Annotated in this window: 19 protein-coding genes, 1 tRNA gene and 1 pseudogene; 6 read left to right on the top strand and 15 right to left on the bottom strand. The window is 67.9% G+C overall.

What is annotated here, in order from left to right; genetic code table 11:
• The first annotated feature begins 27 nt into the window (after positions 1 to 27).
• Complete coding sequence (locus tag RX333_RS14480; RefSeq protein WP_316015665.1) at positions 28 to 912, top strand: alpha/beta hydrolase; 885 nt, start codon at positions 28 to 30, stop codon at positions 910 to 912.
• Here RX333_RS14480 and RX333_RS14485 read toward each other — a convergent pair.
• Positions 876 to 1673 (bottom strand): metallophosphoesterase family protein, encoded by a 798-nt coding sequence (locus RX333_RS14485; RefSeq protein ID WP_316015666.1) that lies wholly within the window; start codon positions 1671 to 1673, stop codon positions 876 to 878. The genes RX333_RS14480 and RX333_RS14485 overlap by 37 nt on opposite strands.
• Positions 1674 to 1750: 77 nt before the next feature.
• Between RX333_RS14485 and RX333_RS14490 the strand changes: the two genes are divergently transcribed.
• Positions 1751 to 3049, top strand: a complete 1299-nt coding sequence (locus RX333_RS14490; RefSeq protein WP_316015667.1) for an HlyC/CorC family transporter — start codon at positions 1751 to 1753, stop codon at positions 3047 to 3049.
• A complete protein-coding gene (locus RX333_RS14495; protein ID WP_316015668.1) occupies positions 3046 to 3807 on the top strand; it encodes a hypothetical protein in 762 nt (253 codons plus the stop codon). The genes RX333_RS14490 and RX333_RS14495 overlap by 4 nt, the downstream gene beginning before the upstream one ends.
• Positions 3808 to 3814: 7 nt before the next feature.
• On the opposite strand, the gene RX333_RS14500 is transcribed toward RX333_RS14495, so the two are convergent.
• Positions 3815 to 5368, bottom strand: a complete 1554-nt coding sequence (locus RX333_RS14500; RefSeq protein WP_316015669.1) for a helicase HerA-like domain-containing protein — start codon at positions 5366 to 5368, stop codon at positions 3815 to 3817.
• A 320-nt stretch (positions 5369 to 5688) separates the two neighbouring features.
• Between RX333_RS14500 and RX333_RS14505 the strand changes: the two genes are divergently transcribed.
• Positions 5689 to 6312 (top strand): invasion associated locus B family protein, encoded by a 624-nt coding sequence (locus RX333_RS14505; protein ID WP_316015670.1) that lies wholly within the window; start codon positions 5689 to 5691, stop codon positions 6310 to 6312.
• Positions 6313 to 6378: 66 nt separating this feature from the next.
• Here the strand turns inward: RX333_RS14505 and RX333_RS14510 are convergent, their stop codons facing one another.
• From RX333_RS14510 to RX333_RS14525, 4 genes are read right to left on the bottom strand one after another with little or no spacing between them, the layout of a single operon-like run.
• The gene (locus RX333_RS14510) at positions 6379 to 7587 is read right to left on the bottom strand and encodes a beta-ketoacyl-[acyl-carrier-protein] synthase family protein (protein ID WP_316015671.1); all 1209 of its coding nucleotides are present in this window, start codon (positions 7585 to 7587) and stop codon (positions 6379 to 6381) included.
• A 1-nt stretch (position 7588) separates the two neighbouring features.
• Positions 7589 to 7855: an acyl carrier protein gene (locus RX333_RS14515; RefSeq protein WP_316015672.1), complete on the bottom strand. Its 267-nt coding sequence runs from the start codon at positions 7853 to 7855 to the stop codon at positions 7589 to 7591.
• Positions 7856 to 7886: 31 nt separating this feature from the next.
• A complete protein-coding gene (locus RX333_RS14520) occupies positions 7887 to 8978 on the bottom strand; it encodes a UDP-3-O-(3-hydroxymyristoyl)glucosamine N-acyltransferase (protein ID WP_316015673.1) in 1092 nt (363 codons plus the stop codon).
• A 56-nt stretch (positions 8979 to 9034) separates the two neighbouring features.
• Positions 9035 to 10726 (bottom strand): murein L,D-transpeptidase, encoded by a 1692-nt coding sequence (locus RX333_RS14525; protein ID WP_316015674.1) that lies wholly within the window; start codon positions 10724 to 10726, stop codon positions 9035 to 9037.
• A 364-nt stretch (positions 10727 to 11090) separates the two neighbouring features.
• Here RX333_RS14525 and RX333_RS14530 point away from each other — a divergent pair, with 364 nt between their 5' ends.
• Positions 11091 to 11654: a YcbK family protein gene (locus RX333_RS14530; protein WP_316015675.1), complete on the top strand. Its 564-nt coding sequence runs from the start codon at positions 11091 to 11093 to the stop codon at positions 11652 to 11654.
• 106 nt (positions 11655 to 11760) lie between these two features.
• Here RX333_RS14530 and RX333_RS14535 read toward each other — a convergent pair whose 3' ends face one another.
• From RX333_RS14535 to rplU, 8 genes and pseudogenes are all read right to left on the bottom strand, one after another.
• Positions 11761 to 13020, bottom strand: coding sequence for a glutamate-5-semialdehyde dehydrogenase (locus RX333_RS14535; protein WP_316015676.1), 1260 nt, complete (start codon positions 13018 to 13020; stop codon positions 11761 to 11763).
• 4 nt (positions 13021 to 13024) lie between these two features.
• Positions 13025 to 13534 carry a hypothetical protein gene (locus RX333_RS14540; RefSeq protein ID WP_316015677.1) on the bottom strand — a complete coding sequence of 170 codons (510 nt, stop codon included), beginning with the start codon at positions 13532 to 13534 and terminating at the stop codon, positions 13025 to 13027.
• A 147-nt stretch (positions 13535 to 13681) separates the two neighbouring features.
• Positions 13682 to 14797 (bottom strand): glutamate 5-kinase, encoded by a 1116-nt coding sequence (gene proB, locus RX333_RS14545; RefSeq protein ID WP_316015678.1) that lies wholly within the window; start codon positions 14795 to 14797, stop codon positions 13682 to 13684.
• Positions 14785 to 15822 (bottom strand): GTPase ObgE, encoded by a 1038-nt coding sequence (gene obgE / locus RX333_RS14550; protein WP_316015679.1) that lies wholly within the window; start codon positions 15820 to 15822, stop codon positions 14785 to 14787. Before obgE ends, proB begins: the two co-directional genes overlap by 13 nt.
• Before the next feature lie 53 nt (positions 15823 to 15875).
• Positions 15876 to 16409: a GNAT family protein gene (locus tag RX333_RS14555; RefSeq protein ID WP_316015680.1), complete on the bottom strand. Its 534-nt coding sequence runs from the start codon at positions 16407 to 16409 to the stop codon at positions 15876 to 15878.
• Positions 16410 to 16501: 92 nt separating this feature from the next.
• Complete coding sequence (locus RX333_RS14560; protein ID WP_316015681.1) at positions 16502 to 17902, bottom strand: RtcB family protein; 1401 nt, start codon at positions 17900 to 17902, stop codon at positions 16502 to 16504.
• A gap of 127 nt (positions 17903 to 18029) precedes the next feature.
• Complete coding sequence (rpmA, locus tag RX333_RS14565; protein WP_316015682.1) at positions 18030 to 18299, bottom strand: 50S ribosomal protein L27; 270 nt, start codon at positions 18297 to 18299, stop codon at positions 18030 to 18032.
• Positions 18300 to 18325: 26 nt separating this feature from the next.
• Positions 18326 to 18637: pseudogene (gene rplU, locus RX333_RS14570) on the bottom strand (50S ribosomal protein L21); the annotation flags it as partial.
• 271 nt (positions 18638 to 18908) lie between these two features.
• Between rplU and RX333_RS14575 the strand changes: the two are divergent.
• A tRNA-Ser gene (locus RX333_RS14575) sits at positions 18909 to 18998 on the top strand.
• A 222-nt stretch (positions 18999 to 19220) separates the two neighbouring features.
• On the opposite strand, the gene RX333_RS14580 is transcribed toward RX333_RS14575, so the two are convergent.
• Positions 19221 to 19649, bottom strand: a complete 429-nt coding sequence (locus RX333_RS14580) for a site-specific integrase (RefSeq protein WP_316015683.1) — start codon at positions 19647 to 19649, stop codon at positions 19221 to 19223.
• Positions 19650 to 19707 lie beyond the last annotated feature (58 nt).

Here is a 19707-nt window from a genome sequence, read left to right on the forward strand (position 1 = left end):
CCGGCGCGGGCGGGCCAGTCTGGCCGCATGATCGAGGAGCGGTTCATCGAGATCGACGGCGCGCGGACGCGGGTGCGCAGCGCGGGCCCGCAGGGTGCGCCGGTGCTCGTCTTCCTGCACGGCTTCCCCGAATGGTCCGGCGCGTTCGACGCGCTGATGACCGCCCTGCCCTCCTATCGCGGCGTCGCCTTCGACCAGCGCGGCTTCGGGATCAGCCGCAACCCGGCCCCCGACCTCACGGGTTTCGCGATGAAGCACCTGCTGTCGGACCTCGCGACCGTGATCTCTGAGGAGGGCGGCGGGCCGGTGGTCTTGGTCGGGCACGACTGGGGCGCGGCGGTCGCCTACGCCGCCGCCTTCGCAATGCCGGACCTCGTCTCGCATCTCGTCATCTTCAACGGCGTGCACCCGACCTGTTTTCAGCGGGCGTTGAGCGCGGGCGGGGCGCAGTCTCAGGCCAGCCGCTATATCGACTGGCTGCGGGCGGAGGGCGTGGAGGACACCTTGCGCGCCGACGATTTCGCGAAGCTGACCGGCCTGTTTTCGGCCCATATGGACATGAGCTGGATGACACCCGAGTTGCGCGCTGAATATGTGCGCGAATGGTCCCGCCCGAACGCCGTGGAGGGGATGGTGAGCTGGTATCGCGTCTCGCCGGTCGAGGTCGCGCCGCCGGGCCAGCCGCGGCCCCTGCCCGACTGGGCCAAGGTCGAGATGCCGGTGAGCATGCCGCATCTGCTGATCTGGGGCACCGGCGACACCGCGCTGTTGCCAGAAGCGACCGAAGGGCTCGACGCGCTCTGCGACGATCTGGAGCGGGTGGACCTGGATGGCTGCGACCACTGGCTGCACCACCAGCGGCCCGAGGCTGTCGCTCAGGCCATCGACGGCTGGCTGCGGCGCAAGTCCTGAGGCAGCACGTCCTCGCTCGGCCACCAGCCGGTGCGTAGCGTCTCGTGATAGCCCTGCACCAGCCCCGACGCGGTCATCGCATCGCGCGCGCCGTGCCAGTCGTAGTCGAGCCGGTGGATCGAGACGTCGCCCTCCGCGTCGATCTCGGCGAACCGGGTCGCGGTGGCGCCGTCATGCGGCGGCATCCCGATGGCACCTGCGTTGACCCAGAGGTGACGGCCCTCCCTGCGGACGAAGGGTAGGCCCGAATGCCCCGACAGGATGCCGTCTATGCGGCCGACCTCCGCCTCCGCCAGCGCGATCTCCGGCGCGAGATCGGTGCTCTGCCAGACGAAGCTGTTCTGTGCACTCGGCGCGCCATGCACGACCAGCCAGCGCCGCCCGGCATGGCGGAAGGTGGCCCAGTCGGGAAGCGCGCCCATCCACGCGCGCGCATCCGCATCCACCTCGCGCGCGGCATGGGCGTACCACGCGTCCGACAGCAGGTCGCAAGCGGTACCGTCCTCGAATCCGCAGCCACAATCGGCGGCCCCGTCGGCCAGCTGCGTCTCGCAATTCCCGGCGATCGTGCGGATGTCGGCCCCCCGCACCCGCGCCACGCACGCCGCCGCGTCCGCGCAATAGGCGACCACGTCGCCCGTGCAGATCGGCGTGCCTCGCGCCTCTGCCAGCAGCGCGTCGAGCGCGTGCAGGTTGGAATGCACCCCACCGAACGCCGTCAGCGGTCCCTCCAGCTCTCCCCAATCGGCGATGCGCGGCATGGCCCCTCCTTGTCCTGACCCGCAGCACGCCCCATAACGAAGGCCGTTGCAAGACATGACCCGCCAAGGACGATCACATGGACGAGACCGGCCTCTCCCTCACCGATATCGCGATCTGGCTGCCCGCCGTCGCGATCCTGATCCTCCTGCTGTTCTCGGCCTTCTTCTCGGGATCCGAGACGGCGCTGACCGCGGCCAACCGCGCGAAGCTGCACGGCATGGATGGCGCGGGGGCCAAGCGGGCGCTGGACCTGAAGGAGGATAACGAGCGGCTGATCGGCGGCATCCTGCTGGGCAACAACCTCGCCAACATCCTCGCCACCTCGCTCGCCACGGCGCTCTTCACGCGGCTTCTGGGCGAGAACGGCGTGGCGGCGGCGACTCTGGTGATGACCGCGCTGGTGCTGATCTTCGCGGAAGTGCTGCCCAAGACCTACGCGATCATCAACCCCGAGCGGATGGCCGGGTTCGTCGCCATTCCCATCGGCGTGGTGGTGCGGGTCCTCGCCCCGGTGGTGAATTTCGTCCGCTTCATCGTGCGGCAGACGCTGCGACTTTTCGGCGTGCCCACCGACCCCGAGGCGCAGATCATGGCCCATGACGAGATCGCCGAGGCCATCACCCTCCACGCCTCCGAGGGCGGGGTGGAGAAGGACGACCGCGACCGGCTGCTCGCCGCGCTCGACCTGCGTATCCGCACGGTCGAGGAGGTGATGATCCACCGCCGCAATATCGAGATGATCGACGCGGACCTGCCGCCGGAGGAGATCCTCACGGCCTGCCTGCGCTCGCCGCACACACGCATCCCCGTGTTCCGCGACGAGCCCGAGAACATCGTCGGCGTGATCCATGCCAAGGACCTGCTGCGCGCGGTGGACAAGCTGGTGCGCGGCACCAGCGGCGGGTTGGCCGCGCTGGCGGAATTCGACGTGATGGACGTGGTGATGGAGCCGTGGTTCGTGCCCGACGCCACCACGCTCGACGACCAGATGCGCGCCTTCCTGCTGCGCCACAGCCATTTCGCGCTGGTGGTGGACGAATACGGCGCGCTGCAGGGCCTCGTGACGCTGGAGGACATCTTGGAGGAGATCGTCGGCGACATCACCGACGAGACGGATGTGGAGGTCGAGGGGATCGAGCGCATGGCCGACGGCTCGATCCTGGTGGATGGCAAGATGAGCATCCGCGACCTCAACCGCGCGACCGACTGGGCGCTGCCCGATGACGAGGCCAACACCGTGGCGGGCCTGGTCATCCATGTCGCGCAGACCATTCCGACCACCGGTCAGGTCTTCTCCTTCGACGGGTTCCGCATCGAGGTCGTGGAGCGGGAGCGCAACCGCCTGCACAAGCTGCGTATCCGCGAGACAGGATGATCTGGCTCGGCCTCGTCTTCGTCCTCGGCACGGTCGCGCTGTCGCTCGGCATCTACGCGGGCGCGCGGTGGCTGGCGGGCGTGGACACCCCGCCCCTGACGGGCCAGGCCGCCAGCGCGACCGCCCGGCGGGTCGCGGCGCTGCACGGTCTCGTCCTCGCGCTGGTCTTCGCGCAGGAGCTCGACGACTATGCCGACTTGCGCGCCGACCTGGTGGCGGAGGCGACGGCCCTCGCGAACATCCACGGCGATATCGCGCGCTACGATCCCGACGGCGCCGCGACCGTTCAGCAGGCAGTTGTCGACTACGTCGCGCATGTCGTCGGCGAGGAATGGGCCGACCGTGACGACACACAGTTCGCCGATGGTTGGGCGTTGCACGAACGGATCTACCTCGCCGCACTCGACCTCGACCCGCAGACCCCCCGCCAGGACAGCCTGCGCGACGCGATGATCGCCGATGCGCAGCACCTCGCTGCCCTGCGGCAGCAACGCGAAAGCACGGCGCTGTTCGGGATGAGCACGCTGTTCTGGGTTGCCGCGATCGCCGGCACCGTTCTGGTCACGGTGCCCTATTTCGTGTTCCCCCCAACGCGGGAGAACATCGCCCTGCTGTGCCTCTATTCGGCCTATAGCGGGCTAATGATGTTCACCATCTACGCCTTCTCCGACCCGTTCGCGGAGCCGGGACGCCTCGCGCCATCCCCGTTCGAGCAACTGATCGAGGGCGAGATCGGGCAGCGGCTCACCTCGGGCTGAGTGTCGCCTAGCGTCCCCGGAACAGCCCGCCCAGCACGCCGCGCGTGATCTGCCGCCCGACCTGCGTGCCGAGCTGGCGGGCCAGCGACTTGCCGAACGTCTTGGCGATGCTGTCGGAGCGGCTGCGCGGCTTGGGCTTCGCCTGACCGGGCGAATAGCGGCGGCCGGAATTGTACTCGCGCCCGCTCGGCGCGCTCTGCGGCCCGCGATAGCGCCGGTCGCGCGGCGGCTCGGCGTCCTCTTCGGTCTCGGCCGCCGCGGTCTCCGCCCGCTTCGACAGGATCTCGAACGCGCTCTCTCGGTCCAGCGCCGTGTCGTATTTGGCAGCCAGCGGCGAGGCCGCCAGCACCGCCCCACGCTCCGCCGCGCTCAGTGGCCCGAGGCGCGAGGACGGAGGACGGATCAGCGTGCGCTCCGCCATGCCCGGCACGCCCTTCTTCTCCAGGAAGCTCGTGACCGCCTCGCCGATGCCGACATCGCGGATCGCGTCCTCCATGTCGAAGCGCGGATTGGGGCGGAACGTCTCCGCCGCCGCGCGCAGCGCCTTCTGGTCGCGCGGGGTGAACGCGCGCAGCGCATGCTGCACCCGGTTGCCAAGCTGGCCCAGCACGTCCGGCGGGATGTCGTCGGGGTTCTGCGTCACGAACCACACGCCCACGCCCTTGGAGCGGATCAGCCGCGCCACCTGCTCCACCTTGTCGATCAGCGCATCGGGCGCGTCGTCGAACAGCAGATGCGCCTCGTCGAAGAAGAACACGAATTTCGGCTTGTCGGGGTCGCCCACCTCCGGCAGCTGCTCGAACAACTCGCTGAGCAGCCACAGCAGGAACGTGGCGTAGAGCCCCGGCGACTGCATCAGACGGTCGGCGGCCAGCACGTTGATGCGTCCGCGCCCGTCCGCCTTGGTCGCGATCATGTCCTCAAGCTCCAGCGCCGGTTCGCCGAAGAAGCCCGCCCCGCCCTGATTTTCCAGCACCAGCAACCGCCGCTGGATGGCGCCGACGCTGGCGGTCGAAACATTGCCGTAGCGCAGGCTGAGATCGCTCCGGTTCTCGCCCACCCAGACCAGCAGCGCCTGCAGGTCCTTGAGGTCCAGGAGCGCCAGCCCCTGCTCGTCCGCCACGCGGAACGCGATGTTGAGCACGCCCTCCTGCGCCTCGCTCAGATCCAGCAGCCGCGCCAGCAGCAGCGGCCCCATCTCCGCGACCGTGGTACGCAGCGGATGGCCCTTCTCCCCGAACATGTCCCAGAAGGTGACGGGTGCGGCGGCATAGTCGAACGGGTCGAGGCCGATCGTCGCCGCCCGCTCCACCAGCTTGGGATGCAGCGCGTCCGTTTCGGCCCCCGCCGCGGCCAAGCCCGACAGATCGCCCTTAACGTCCGACAGGAAGACCGGAACGCCCGCATCCGAGAAGCCTTGCGCGAGGATCTGCAGCGTCACCGTCTTGCCGGTGCCCGTGGCCCCAGCGATCAGCCCGTGGCGGTTGGCGTATTTCAGCGCCAAAACCTGCGCCTGCGCCTGGTCCTCGCCACCGCCGCCCACGAATAGCGTCTCGGTCATCGCCCTGCTCTCCCCTCTCGATCCGCCGTGCAGCATAGCGTCTCACCCCGGCCGATCCAGTGCGGAGGCACGCGGAAAATGTCACGCAAATCTGCCTGTTGACGGGACGGAATCGTTTCCGTAGCGTCGCTTTCAGACATTGGTTCGGCCGGTCTGACAGGGATAAAGCCGCGAAAACGCGGCAGGTATGGGAAAGGGTGCTCCGCAAGGGGCACCCTTTTCCTCTTGGCTGGCCGGCCACGACCGTCGCGTTGACAGACAGGACGCAAGCTGACAGGTCTTTCGGCAATCGATTGTTCAACGAAAGACGGGTTTTCGACATGCGTTTCCGTATCCTCCCCCTCGCCGCCCTGGTCGCGAGCCTCGCCCTGCCGACCCTCGCGCAGCAAGGTCCCACGACCGGCTTCGAGGCCCCGCGCCCGGCCCCCGCGCCCGCGCCGCAGCCCGCCCCCGAGCCGGAGCCAGAGCCCGCGCCCGAACCCTCCGCCCCGGCGGTGGAGCGGACCGGCGCCGCCCCCGACACGGTGCGCGAGGAGTTCAACGACTGGGAGCTGCGCTGCGTGGGCGAGACCGACGAGTGCATCCTGTTCCAGACCGCCAATAACGAGGACGGGCGCCCTGCGGCGGAATTCAGCCTCGTTCGGCTGGAAGACGGCAACTCCAACGCGGTCGTCGGCGTCACGCTGGTCCTGCCCCTCGGCGTCGTACTGACCGAGGGCATCGCCTTCCGCGTCGACCAGGGCCGTGCCCAGCGATTCGGCTACAATTTCTGCATCGACAGCGGCTGCGTCGCGCGGTTCGCGCTGAATCAGGGTGCCGTGGACGCGATGAAGGCGGGCAACATCCTCAACCTGCGGGTGGCCGCGATCAACGTGCCGACCGGCCCGATCGACCTGCAGATCAGCCTCGCGGGCTTCACGGCGGCGATGAACGCCCTGCCCTGAGCGCCGGAAGAGGCCGATGATCGAAGGAAGGGGCGTCCGCGCCCCTTTTTTCATGTCCGAGGTTCGTCAGACCTTGCGCAGCGCAAGCACCGCGTTCAGCCCGCCGAAGGCGAAGGCGTTGGACATCGCGACCTCGACCCGCGCCTCGCGCGCCGTGTTGGGTACGACGTCGAGATCGCATTCGGGATCGGGCTGCTCGTAATTGATCGTCGGGGCGACGATCCCGTCGCGCACCGCCATGACGCAGGCCAGCATCTCCACCGCGCCGGTGCCGCCGATCAGATGCCCGTGCATCGACTTGGTGGAGGAGATCATCAGCGCGTCCGCGTGATCCCCGAAGACCTCGCGCACCGCGGCGCATTCAGTGCGGTCGTTGGCGGCGGTGCCGGTTCCGTGCGCGTTGATGTAGCCGACCTCCGTCCGGTCGATCCCTGCCGACGCCAGCGCCCCGCGCATGGCGCGCGCCGCGCCGTCGCGGTTCGGCATGACGATGTCGGAGGCGTCCGAGGACATGGCGAAGCCGATCACCTCGGCCAGGATCTCCGCCCCGCGCGCCTTGGCCCGCTCGTATTCCTCGAAGACGAAGATCGCCGCCCCCTCGCCCTGCACCATCCCGTTGCGGTTCTTCGAGAACGGACGGCAGCCGTCCTTCGACATCACGCGCAGCCCTTCCCAGGCCTTGATGCCGCCGAAGACCAGCATGCTCTCCGACCCGCCGGTCAGCATCACGTCGGCGCTGCCCGCGCGGATCTTCTCGAACGCCTCGCCCATCGCGTGGTTCGAGGAGGAACAGGCGGTCGAGACGGTGAAGCACGGCCCCTTCGCTCCGTAGGTCATCGAGATATGCGAGGCGGCGGCATTGTTCATCAGCCGCGGCACGACGAAGGGATGAACGCGGTTCTTCCCCTCCTCGTAGACGGTGCGGTAATTTTCGTCGATCGTGCGCAGCCCGCCGCCGGAATTGCCGAGGATCACGCCCGTCCGCTCGGCCAAAGCGTCGTCGATCTGCAAGCCGGACTGCTTCATCGCTTCCGCTGCCGCGACCAGCGCGAATTGCGTGTTCGGATCGTAAAGCGAGAGTTGCTGGCGCGAGAACACGGCATCGGGCTCGAACCCGTGAACCTGCCCGCCGATGTCGATCATCAGCCGGTCCTTGTCGCGCAGGACCAGCGGGCCGATGCCCGACTTGCCCTCGCGCATCGCCTGCATGGTGGCGACCGCCGTGTGGCCGAGCGCGCTGATCGCGCCCTGGCCGGTTATGACGACGCGGCGCATGTCAGCCGGCTTTCGCCGCGACCAGCTGCTTGACCGCGTTCACCATGCTCTGGACGTTCGTGATGTCGAACTGGCTGTCGGCAGGATCGTTAGCGTTGAAGGGGACCTGGACGTCGAACTCCTCCTCGATGGCGAAGACGGCCTCGACCAGTCCGAGGCTGTCGATCCCCAGATCTTCCAGGGTCGCGTCCATGCTGACTTCGGACGGGTCGAGCACGGCCTGCTCCGCGATGATCGCGCGCATCTTTTCGGTCACTTCGTCGGACATGATCCTGCCTCGCTTCGCATCTCGCCGAGCCTTAGCCCTTGTCGTCGTCGTTTGGAACCCGTTTCTGAAGTTCCGCGACCTTGGCCGCAAGGCTCGGCAAACGGCGTGTCGCCTTGAAAATCTTCATGAAAACGTCCTGCTTCAGCGCAGGATAGCCCATCACGACGGTGCGTTCGGGCACGCGCGTCGTAACACCCGACCCGGCCAGCGCGATGGAATCATCGCCGATCGAGATATGGTCGGCGACGCCCACGCGCCCGCCCAGCACCACCCGCTTGCCGATCCGGGTGGAGCCCGCGATGCCGACCTGCGCGCAGAGCAGCGTGGTGTCGTCCACCTGCACGTTGTGACCGACCATCACATGCGCGTCGATCTTCACGCCGTCTCCGATCCGCGTGTCGCTGACCGTGCCCTTGTCGATCACCGAGCACGCGCCGACCTCCACATCGTCGCCGATGACCACCGCGCCCAGGCTGTCGATCCGCTCGTAGCGGTCCGCCTGCATGGATGCTGCGATGGTCCCGCGCTCCATGTAATCCTCGACCGCGTTGGGCTGCGGGCTGACGAAGGAGAAGCCGTCGCCGCCGATCACCGCGTTCATCTGACCGATGAAGCGCGCGCCGATCGTCACGCCGCTGCCGATGCGGCAACCGGGCATCAGCCAGCCATCCGCCCCGATCAGCGCGCCGTCGCCGACATGGACCTGCGCCTCGATCCGCGTATTCGCGCCGATCTCCACACCCTTACCGATCACGGCGAGAGGACCGACCGTCACGCCTTCGCCCAGCGAGGCGGTCGGGTCGATCACGGCGCTGGGATGGACGGGATCCTTCGGTGCGGGCGGAGTCGAGAACAGGCGCGCCAGACCCGCCATCGCATAGCGCGACCGCCCGACGATCACCGCGGCCTCCAGCCCCAGCGCCCGCCAGTCGGTGCCCTCGGCCACCATCGCGGCGCGGGACTGCCCTTGTGACAGCTTGTCGAGGAACTCGGCACTCATGGCGAGCGCGAGGTCGTCCGGCCCCGCCTCGTCGGGCTGGCGCGGGCGGGCAATCCGCAGCGACAGGTCGCCCTCCGCCTTGGCGCCGATCTCGCGCGCGATGGTCTCGATCGTAAGGGTCATGTCGTCCTCCGTCCGTCGTGGGCGATATAGAGCGTCGCCCACGCGAAAGGAAGGCGTCAGCCCTGCGCGGCCCCGACCTCGACCCCCAGGTCGATCAGCGCGTCGAGCACCAGCTCGTCCCGGCCGTACATGTCGTCGCGGAACTGCGCGCGGCCATCCTCGTCCACCCAGACGGTGCGATAGTCGATATGAACCGCCGGTTTCACGTCGAGATTGACCCGCGTTTCCCGCCCGGTGGAGCGGTGACGATCGAAGGTGCTCATCGGATCGCTCATCTGCGGCGACAGCAACGCCTCGGCGAGGCCCCGGTAATCCGCCACCCGCACGCAACCGTGGCTGAAGGCGCGGGCATCACGCGCAAACAGGCTGCGCGACGGGGTGTCGTGCAGGTAGATCGCATGCTCGTTGGGGAACATGAACTTCACGTTGCCGAGCGCATTGCCCGGCCCAGGCCCCTGCCGGATCCACCAGGGGAAATAGCTCTGCGAGAAGTTCGCCCAGTTGATCATGGAGGTATCGGGCGGCACCCACACGCCCGACCCGTCGTCGATCAGGCTCATGTTGTTCTCGTTGAGATAGTTGGGATTGCTGCGCAGCGCCGGCAAAATCTCCTCGGTCGCGATCGAGCGCGGCACCGTCCAGGTCGGGTTGACCACCATATGCGTCATGGTGTCGGAGAACTCGACCGTCTGGTGGCGCGCCTGGCCGACGACGACGCGGGTCTCGAAGACCTCCTCGCCATCGACGTTCAGCGTCGCGCGATAGTCGGGCAGGTTCACGTAGATATGGCGGGCATCGCGATCCCAGCCGGTCCAGCGCACCCGCTCCAGGTTCACGAGGACCTGGCGCAGCCGCTCCTCGGCCGTTGTGTTGAGCGCGGCGAGCGTCTTGGGCCCGACCACGCCATCATCGTTAAGGCCATGACGGCGCTGGAAGGCCTGCAACGCCTCGACCGTCACGGCATCCATGCGCTGGCCGTCCTGCGAGATCGGCGCGGCGCGCACAGTGTCTAGCGGCGCCTCGCCATCGAGGGTGGACTCGCCGTCCAGCGGCTCCTCTCCCGCCAGCGTGGTCTCGCGCGCAGGGACGCCGCCGTCGCGATAGTCGCCGAGGGCGCGTAGGCGCGCACGGATCTGCGGCACGCGCGCATCGGTATCTCCGGCCTCGATCGAGCCGCCCGACGGGATCTCGCCCGCGGCCCAGTCGCCCGCGGCGACCACACGCTCCAGCTCGGCGCGCAGGTCGAGAAGCTGCGCGTAATGCGGATGATCCGGCATCAATCCCGCAATCGCCTCGACGGCGTCACCGTCGAGGCGGGCCATCAGTTCGGCCTCGTCGAGTTCGGGCAAGCTGCGATCCATGTTCGAGCTGAGCGCGCGCGGCTGCACGATGCCCGACAGACGCTGCTTGGCGAGGTTCAGCCAGGCGCGGGCGAAGGCAAGCTCGCCCTCCGCCGTCCCCCGACCGCTGATCGCGTCCGTCGCGTGCGCCGTCAGCTCGGCGAGAAGATCGTCCGCGGCCGGAAGCGCATGGCGATGCTGGTCGGCCAGCGCGTCGATCAGGGCGCGCCCGGCCTCGGCATCCCCGCTCAGGAAGATCGAGGCATTTCCACGCGCATTATAGTAGTCGCGGATTGCGGCAGGTGCATCCGACTGCAACAGCGCGGCCAGTTCCGGGGACTGCGCAGGCTGCTCGGACAGTGTCGGAAGTGACTCGTTCTGAGCGAATCCGACCTGCCCGATGGCCATCGCGGCCAGTGAAACGGTGCAGAAAAACGATGCGTTGCGAATTTGATACACTGCTTACGTCCTTTGACACAGTTTGCGGTCATCACATTTCCGGCAAAGTTCCGCCGAACGCGATCCGCTTGCTACCCTCAACTGGCGGTTAACCGCCGAAACTCGACCCAGCCTATGTCGCGACGCTCCAAAAAGAGAACATTTGCGAACACGGCAGGGCACCCGTAGCGCCCCTATAACGCATGTCGCATGATTTGGTTGCTGCACAAGTGCCACTTGGTACAAAAAAACTCGTGTGGCATAAGAATGCTCAAGCGGACACGGCCACCACCGAAGTTCGCAACCAACTGGGACAGATCAAGGAATATTGTAAATGACTTCGAGTGTCGTGACCCGCCGTGGCGTTCTGGGCGGCCTTGCAGGCCTGGGCGCAATCGCAGCAGCACCCTCCTTTGCTGGTACGCCCGCCGTTCTGACCGGTGCCGGTGATATCCGCAGCGTCAAGATCTTCAACCCCCGCACCGGTGAGCGCGTCGACAGCGTCTACTGGGTCGAGGGCGAGTACATCCCGCAGGTGCTCGACGAGATCAACTACCTGTTCCGCGACTGGCGTCGCAACGAGATCCGCGCCGTCGACGTGCGCACGATCGACATCATGGCCGCCGCAAGCCGCCTGATGGACACGACCGAGACCTACCAGCTGATGTCCGGCTATCGCAGCCCGGAGACGAACCGCGCGCTCAGCCGCTCGCACCGCGGCGTTGCACGCAACTCCTACCACACCCGCGCGATGGCGGCCGATCTGCGGCTCTCCTCCCGCTCGGTGCAGAACATGTACGAAGCAGGCGTCGCCTGTGGCGCCGGCGGCGTCGGTCGCTACCCGCGCTCCAACTTCGTTCACTTCGACTGCGGTCCCGTCCGTACCTGGAACGGCTGACCCCCGACAAGACCACGCGAGAATACGCACCACGCGACAGAGGCCCCGACCCATCAAGAAGGTCGGGGCCTCTGGCGTTTTCGGGGGGCGTTTCGGTGGCGCGGCCTCAGCCGCGCACCGTCCCGTCGCCCGTCACGAGATATTTGAAGCTGGTCAGCTGTTCGGCCCCCACCGGGCCGCGCGCGTGCAGCTTGCCCGTCGCGATGCCGATCTCCGCGCCCATGCCGAACTCGCCACCATCGGCGAACTGGGTCGAGGCGTTGCGCATCAGGATCGCGCTGTCGAGCCGTTGGAAGAAGCGGTCGGCCACCGCATCGTCCTCGGTCAGGATCGCATCGGTATGGTTCGAGCCGTATTCGCGGATATGCGCGATCGCCCCGTCCACCCCGTCCACGACCTTCGCCGCGATGATCATGTCGAGGAACTCGCGACCGAAATCGTCCTCCTGCGCCGCGGCCACGCCGTCGATGCGCTGCAATTCCGCATCGCCGCGGACCTCGACGCCCGCGTCGAGCAAGTCGCGCACGATGGCCTCGTGCCGGTCGAGGAAGGCACGGTCGACCAACAGCGTTTCGGCGGAGCCGCAGATCCCGGTGCGCCGGGTCTTTGCGTTCAGCACCACGGCACGCGCCTTCTCCAGATCGGCGGCACCGTCCACGTAGACATGGCAGATCCCTTCGAGATGCGCGAAGACCGGCACCCGCGCCTCCGCCTGCACCCGACCGACCAGGCCCTTGCCGCCGCGCGGCACGATCACGTCGATATGGTCGGTCATCGTCAGCATCTCGCCCACCGCGGCGCGATCTCGCGTGGGCACCAACTGAATTGCCGCCTCCGGCAACCCGGCCGCGCGCAGCCCCTCGACCATGCAGGCATGGATCGCGGCAGAGGAGTGGAAGCTCTCCGACCCGCCACGCAGGATCACCGCGTTGCCCGATTTCAGGCAGAGCGCCCCCGCATCCGCCGTGACGTTCGGGCGGCTCTCGTAGATCACGCCGATCACGCCGATGGGGGTGCGCACGCGGCGGATATGCAGCCCGGACGGCATGTCCCATTCCGCGATCACGGCACCGACCGGATCGTCCTGCCCGGCAACGGCGCGCAGGCCCGCCGCGATGCCGCCGATGCGGCCCTCGTCGAGCATCAGCCGGTCGAGCATCGCGCCCGACAGGCCCTTCCCGCGCCCGAACTCCATGTCGCGCGCATTGGCGGCGACGATCTCGGGGATCGCGGCGTCCACGGCATCGGCCGCCGCTTCGAGCGCCGCGCGTTTCGCATCGCCGCTGGCGAAGGCCAGCTCGGCGGACGCGGCCTTGGCCGCCGCGCCCATCGCGGCCATCACGCCGCGCACATCCATGTCGTTCATCGGTTCAGGTCCGTCGGGCCGAAAAGAGGCGTTCGTAGTCGCTGCCCTTAATGATCCCGTCGAAATCGTAACGCAAGCTTTCCACCGCCCGCCGTGCCGCCGGGTTGCGCTGCAACCGCGCGGGCACGAAGGCAATCCAGACCTGCTCGAAGGGCGGCGCCCCCGCGATGCCGCCATTGTAGAGCGCCACCAGGTCGGCGCTAATCATCACGCCCGCCCGCTCGCACCGCCGGATCTCGGTCAGACGGGGGGAGCGGGTCAGCAGCACGATATCGGGAATGCCGTCCCCGAACTGGCACAGCCGTTCCATCCCGCCGGTCTCTCCGCCCGCGCCTTCGCCGACTGCCGTCAGACGCGCATGGCGCTGCAACAGGTCGGGCAGCGGCTCCTCACGCGCATAGAAGGAGTTGGCCCGCGGCACCAGCACATCCGCCCCGGCCACCAGAACCTCGCCGCCCGACGCGCCGAAGGACGCGCAGCCCGTCAGAAGAAGTAAAACCGCAAGAAAACGCATGTCATCGCTCCGCCAGGCGCTGCTTGCCCCGACCTTAGCGACGAACGTCACGAAAAAAGAAAGGAAAACAGGCCGATAGCCCACCGAAAATCAGTTTCGGACAACCATGACGGGTTGCCACGATCCCCCCGGCAACCCTGACGACGATCAGATCGCCATGTCGTCGCGATGGACCACATGCGCGCGCCCCGGATGCCCGAGGATCGATTCGATGCTGCCACTCTGCTGGCCCGCGATCCGGGTCAGCTCGGCACTGTGATATCCCGCGAGCGCACGGGCGACCATGCCCTCCGGCCCAACGATATCCACCGCATCGCCCCGGTCGAATGTTCCCTCAACCGAGGACACGCCCGCAGGCAGCAGCGAGCGGCCTTTGCGCAGCGCCTCGACCGCGCCCGCATCCACCCGCAGCACACCGCGAGGCACCATCGCCGCAATCCACAGCTTGCGCGCGCGCGCCGAGTCCTGCGCGGGTACGAACCAGCTCGCCCGCGCGCCCTCCTCCAGCGCGGTGATGGGGCGCAGCGTGTCCCCACGGCAGATGGCGAGCGCGCAACCCGCCTGCATCGCCGTCTCCGCGGCCATGACCTTGGTGCGCATCCCTCCCTTGGCCCCTGCGGTGCCCGCGCCGCCCGCCATGCCGAGGATCGCGGGCGTGATCCGGTCGATCAGCGGCACGTGCACCGCATCCTCGTCCAGGCGGGGATTGGCGGTATAGAGCCCGTCCACGTCCGACAGCAGCACCAGCACATCGGCACCCACCAGCGCGGCGACCTGGGCTGCCAGCCGGTCATTGTCGCCATAGCGGATCTCGTCCGTCGCCACCGTGTCGTTCTCGTTGACGATCGGCACGACGCCGAGGCCGGTCAGCGTGCGCAGCGTCGCGCGGCTGTTGAGGTAGCGACGCCGGTCCTCGCTGTCCTCCAGCGTCATCAGCACCTGTGCCGTGGTCACGCCGTGCGGGCGCAACCCCTCCTCATAGGCGCGCGCCAGGCGGATCTGCCCGACCGCCGCCGCCGCCTGCGAGCGTTCCAGCGGCAACGGGCCGGGATCGAGGGTCAGCACCCCGCGCCCCAGCGCGATCGAGCCCGAGGAGACCAGCACCACCCGCTTGCCCGCGCGACGCAACCGCGCGACATCGGCCAGCAATCCGCCCAGCCACTCCTCGCGCAGACCCTCCTGCCCGACCAGCAGGGCCGAGCCGATCTTGATGACGATGGTGGAGGCCGCCTCCAGCCGTTCGGCGGAGCTCAGGGGGTCCATTGCTGCGGCTCCTGCCCGGCCTCGGCCTCCGCCTTTGCGCGCGCGACGATCAGCGCGCGCAGCGCCCGCAGCACCTCGGTCAACCCGGTCCCGGCCGCGCCCGACAGGGTCAGCACCTCGCCGCCGCAGGCCTCTTCGAGCTCCGCCTTCTGCATTTCTACCAGCTCCGCATCGAGCGCGTCGATCTTGTTGAGCACGGTCACGCGCGGCTTCTCCGCCAGCCCGCCGCCATACTCCTCCAGCTCCGCGATGATGGTACGGTAATCCTCCGCCACCTCGCTCGACGTGCCGTCGACCAGATGCAGCAGCGCCGCGCAACGCTCGACATGGCCGAGGAACCGGTCGCCGATGCCGCGCCCCTCATGCGCCCCCGCGATCAGGCCGGGGATGTCGGCGATCACGAACTCCGCCCCGTCCACCGCGACGACGCCGAGATTGGGATGCAGCGTCGTGAAGGGATAATCCGCGATCTTCGGCCGCGCGTTCGACGTGGCGGCGAGGAAGGTGGACTTACCCGCATTGGGCAGACCCAGCAGACCCACATCCGCGATCAGCTTCAGCCGCAGCCAGATCACCCGCTCCACCGCGTCCTGGCCGGGATTGGCGCGGCGCGGCGCCTGGTTGGTCGAGGTCTTGAAGTGCAGGTTGCCGAAGCCGCCATTGCCGCCCTTGGCGAGAATGACCCGCTGGCCCACCTCGGTCAGATCGGCGATCACCGTCTCCTGATCCTCGTCGAGGATCTCGGTTCCCACCGGCACCTTCAACACGATGTCGTCGCCATCCGCGCCGGTCTTCTGCCGACCCTCGCCGGGACGCCCGTTCTTGGCGAAGAAATGCTGCTGGTAGCGGTAGTCGATCAGCGTGTTCAGCCCCTCGACCGCCTCGGCGATCACGTCGCCGCCGCGCCCGCCATTGCCGCCGTCGGGCCCGCCATATTCGATGTACTTCTCCCGCCGGAACGAGATGCAGCCCCGCCCTCCGGCGCCCGAGCGGATCGTGACCTTCGCGAGATCGAGGAACTTCATGCCATCCGCCTTTCCTTGTCAGCTTCGGCTGATACGCGAGGACGCCCGAACGCTCAAGCGGTCGCGGCAGCGCGATCCGCGGCGCTCAAGGCGTAGGTCCAGGTCTCGACCCGCCCGCCCCGCGCGACCGAGACAGTCTCCCCCTCGCCCTCGTAGCGGAATCCGACCGCCGTCAGCACCGCCGCCGAGGCCGGATTGTCCTGGAAGACGCTGGCGCTCAGCACTCCGCCGCCCCGCGCGAAATGCGCGTCCACCATCGCGCCGAGCGCCTCGGTCGCGTAGCCGGTCCGCCAGAAAGGCGGCGCGACCCAATAGCCGACCGAGCCGTCATCGCCGAGCGCCATCAGCCCCAGCAGTTCCGACCCGCCCTGCTTCGTCGCGTCGAGCGCCCAGATCGTCTCGCCCGCATCGTCGCGCGAAGCACGGCCGATATAGCTCTCGGCCGCGCCGGGGGGGAACGGGTGCGGGATGCGGGTCGTCATCTTCGCCACCCGCGCATCCCCGGCATAGAGCGAGATCAGCCCGGCATCCGAGGCACGCAGCGGGCGCAGGGTCAGGCGTTTGGTCTCGATGATGGGTGCGGTCATCCCGTTCTCCGACGCGGAACCGATTGGAAAGGCAGACGATAGCGGGGGGCGCCGGCTTTCGCCAGCGCCTCCCTTCTTCGAGGGGAACCCGGTCACGATGCGGCCTCGCGCGCGGCCCACTTGGCGCGGGCCTTCACCTTCCACGGCGCGTCATGCTCCCAATCCCCGGCCATGATGGCGCCGTGGGGCAGGATCTCGTCCACTACGTCCGCCAGCCGATGCGCCGCCATCTGGCGCCGCACCGTGCCCGCGTCCTTGTAGGCCGATGGCAGTTCGGACACGTCGATCCGCCCGCAGTAGAACCGCGCGTCGATGCCCGCCGTCTCCTCGGCGAAGACCTCCGTGTCCGGCCGATCGCCGATCCGGCGCTTGTGCGCTGTCCGGCTCATGTTCCGGCCCGCGCCATGCGGCGCGAAGCCGTGATCGGGCGCGCCCTCGGCCCGGCGCACCAGCAGGATCGGCTGCGCCATGTTGAGCGGCACGATCTGCACGCCACCGCTATCGGGCAGGAACGCCTCGTCCACCGGGGTCGCCCCCTTCGCGTGGTAGTAGAGGTCGCCCTTGCGGAAGACGAAGTTGTGCTCGTTCCACACCCGCCGCTCGATCCGCGCGCGCAGACGTTCCACCACGGCCTGATGCAGCCCGTTATGGTTCGCCTTCGTCCACTTGCGGATCAGCTGCAGCGCTTCCCAATAGGCTTCGCCTTGCGGGCTGTCCGCCGGAATCCACGCATTGCCCTTCGCCGTCTCGGGCGACAGCTTGCGCCGCATTTTCTCAGCATGGCGCATCCCGAGCTTGTAAAGTCCCGCCCCCGGCCCGCGGGAGCCGTGATGCGTCAACAGACAGGTCCGCCCCGTGGCCGAGGACACCCCGACGAAGGCGAAGTGGTTGCCGTCGCCCTGCGTGCCCAGATGCTCCATCGCAGCCTGCACGATCTTCGCGTCCTTCAGGAACATGTTGTCCCGGAAGGCGTCGAGCAGCTTGGGCGACAGGGTGAACCGCTCACCGTTGCCCCGCCCGCCCGGCCCGAAATGGGTCACGGCGTGGATCGTGTCGAGCACGTCCTTCGGCGCCACGTCGTGGAACTCGGTCATCATCACCGAACAGCAGATGTCGGCCGAGTGCATGCCGGGATGGATCGCATTGCGTGCGATGGCCACGCCGCCCACCGGGATCGTGCCCTCGGGTCCTGCCGGACAGGCATCGGGCATGACGGCCCCACCCACCAGCGTCGGCGTGCGCATCAGCGCGTCCATCGTGCGGCGCACGGCGGCCACGTTCTCCGCGTCGTCCTCGCCCTCGGCCTCCAGGTGCCAGTCCACCGGCGCGGGTTCGGCCAGCAGCGGACGCTTGCGCGGCGGGGCCATCCGATCGAGATAGTGCCGCAAATCCCCGCCTTGAAGATTGCGCGCATTGGCCTCGGCGATCGCCTGGGCGAACCAGCTCCCGCTCTCGTAGCCCATGGCGATCAGATCTTTTCCGGTCAGGGTCATTGGCCCGTCTCCCTCTCGTGATGCCGCGTTTCCTTGATTGGCGGCGGTAGATGCGAGGGGGCGGAAACGAGGTCGGGGACCGGCGTTTCCGCCGATCCCCGCTGAATGCATGCAGTTCAGGTCCGGCTTATTCAGCGGCCTCCTGCGCAGGCAGCACGCTGATGAACGTGCGGCCCTTGAGACCCTTGTGGAAGGTCACGGAGCCTTCCTCGGTGGCGAAGATCGTGTGATCGCGGCCCATGCCGACGCCGTTGCCCGGCCACCACTTGGTGCCGCGCTGACGCACGATGATGTTGCCCGGGATCACGGCTTCGCCGCCGAACTTCTTGACGCCGAGGCGACGTCCGGCGGAGTCGCGACCGTTGCGGGAGGAACCGCCTGCCTTTTTATGTGCCATGCTCTACTCTCCTGTCCGGTCGCTTACGCGGTTACGATATCGGTGATGCGCACCTTGGTCAGGTGCTGACGGTGGCCCTTGCGGCGCTGCGAGGAGTGTTTGCGGCGACGCTTCTTGAAGGAGACGACCTTCTCGCCGCGCGTCTGCTCGACCACTTCCGCGACGACCGCGGCACCTTCGATGAAGGGCGCGCCCACGGTGGTGCTGTCGCCGCCCACCATCAGGACCTCGCCGAAGCGGATCTCGTCACCGGCCTCGCCATCGAGCTTCTCGATGGTGAAGACGTCGTCCTTTGCAACGCGGTACTGCTTACCGCCCGTCTTGATGACCGCGAACATGCGTGTCGTCCTTGTCCTGTCGCGCCCTGTGGCCCCCCTTGCGGGGTGTTCGCGCGGGGTCCCCCGCACCTCGGACAGCGGTCCCGTCGGTCACGGGACACATTGAAAACAGCCCGCACCACCCCTCGCGAGGTGATCCGGAGGCGTCCCTATGCGCGCGCAAGCGGCCCCTGTCAACCCTCCTCTGCCCCGGCGCGCGAGGGGACCGCGTTTTCGCCGCAAAGAGGGCTTGCAGCCCCCCGCACCTTTCGCTAGACGATCCCCACCCCGCGGAGAGGTGCCGGAGTGGTCGAACGGGGCGGTCTCGAAAACCGTTGTGCCTTTGCGGGCACCCAGGGTTCGAATCCCTGTCTCTCCGCCACTTTGGCCTTATTTTACTGGTTTCTGGTCTTACCCGCCCTTGCGGGTCTTGGAGTCATGAAATGCCAGACTCGGCATAGTATGACGACTGTTCGCCGCGCCGGTTGCACCGACTATGCCGAGATGCAGCCGCCGATGCCAAGCGAACTTCCCGGAAGATGTCCTGAAACGACGAAGTCCCGCCGTTTCGGGCGGGGCTGCTGCGGGCATACGCCATGCTGTTTCAAAGACCGGCATTACCGTCCGCGTTGGCGATCTCCTGCTGCTCCCGCGATAGGTAGCGGAAGTAATAGCGCTCGGTCGTGTTCACCGATCCGTGGCCTATGTAGCGCTGGACGCGATAGACCGACCACCCTTCCCTCAGCCGTTCGATCGCGAACTTGTGGCGGATGTCATGGAGCCGGGCTCCGAAACCCGTCTCCTGGGCATAGTCCCAGAAGAGGTTCGCTGGGCCGCGGTAGTAGCCCTCCTCGGTCTTGTTCCAGAACACATGAGGGGACCGGTTGGAGCGCGGGATCTTCACCAGGATGTCGATCGCCTGCTGGCGGAGCGTGATCGTCCGAACCTTGCGCCCTTTCGTGTGCCGAAGCGTCAGCGTGACGTGGCCTTCGACCGGCCGGTCCATGCCCTTCACGTCGGACCATTTGATCATCGACTGAGGTGCTCCCCGATCCTTGGACAGGGTCTGGCGGTCTCTAAGCTACTCTCCG

This window comes from Roseobacter sp. HKCCA0434, from assembly GCF_032464675.1.
Classification (GTDB): Bacteria; Pseudomonadota; Alphaproteobacteria; order Rhodobacterales; family Rhodobacteraceae; genus Pontivivens.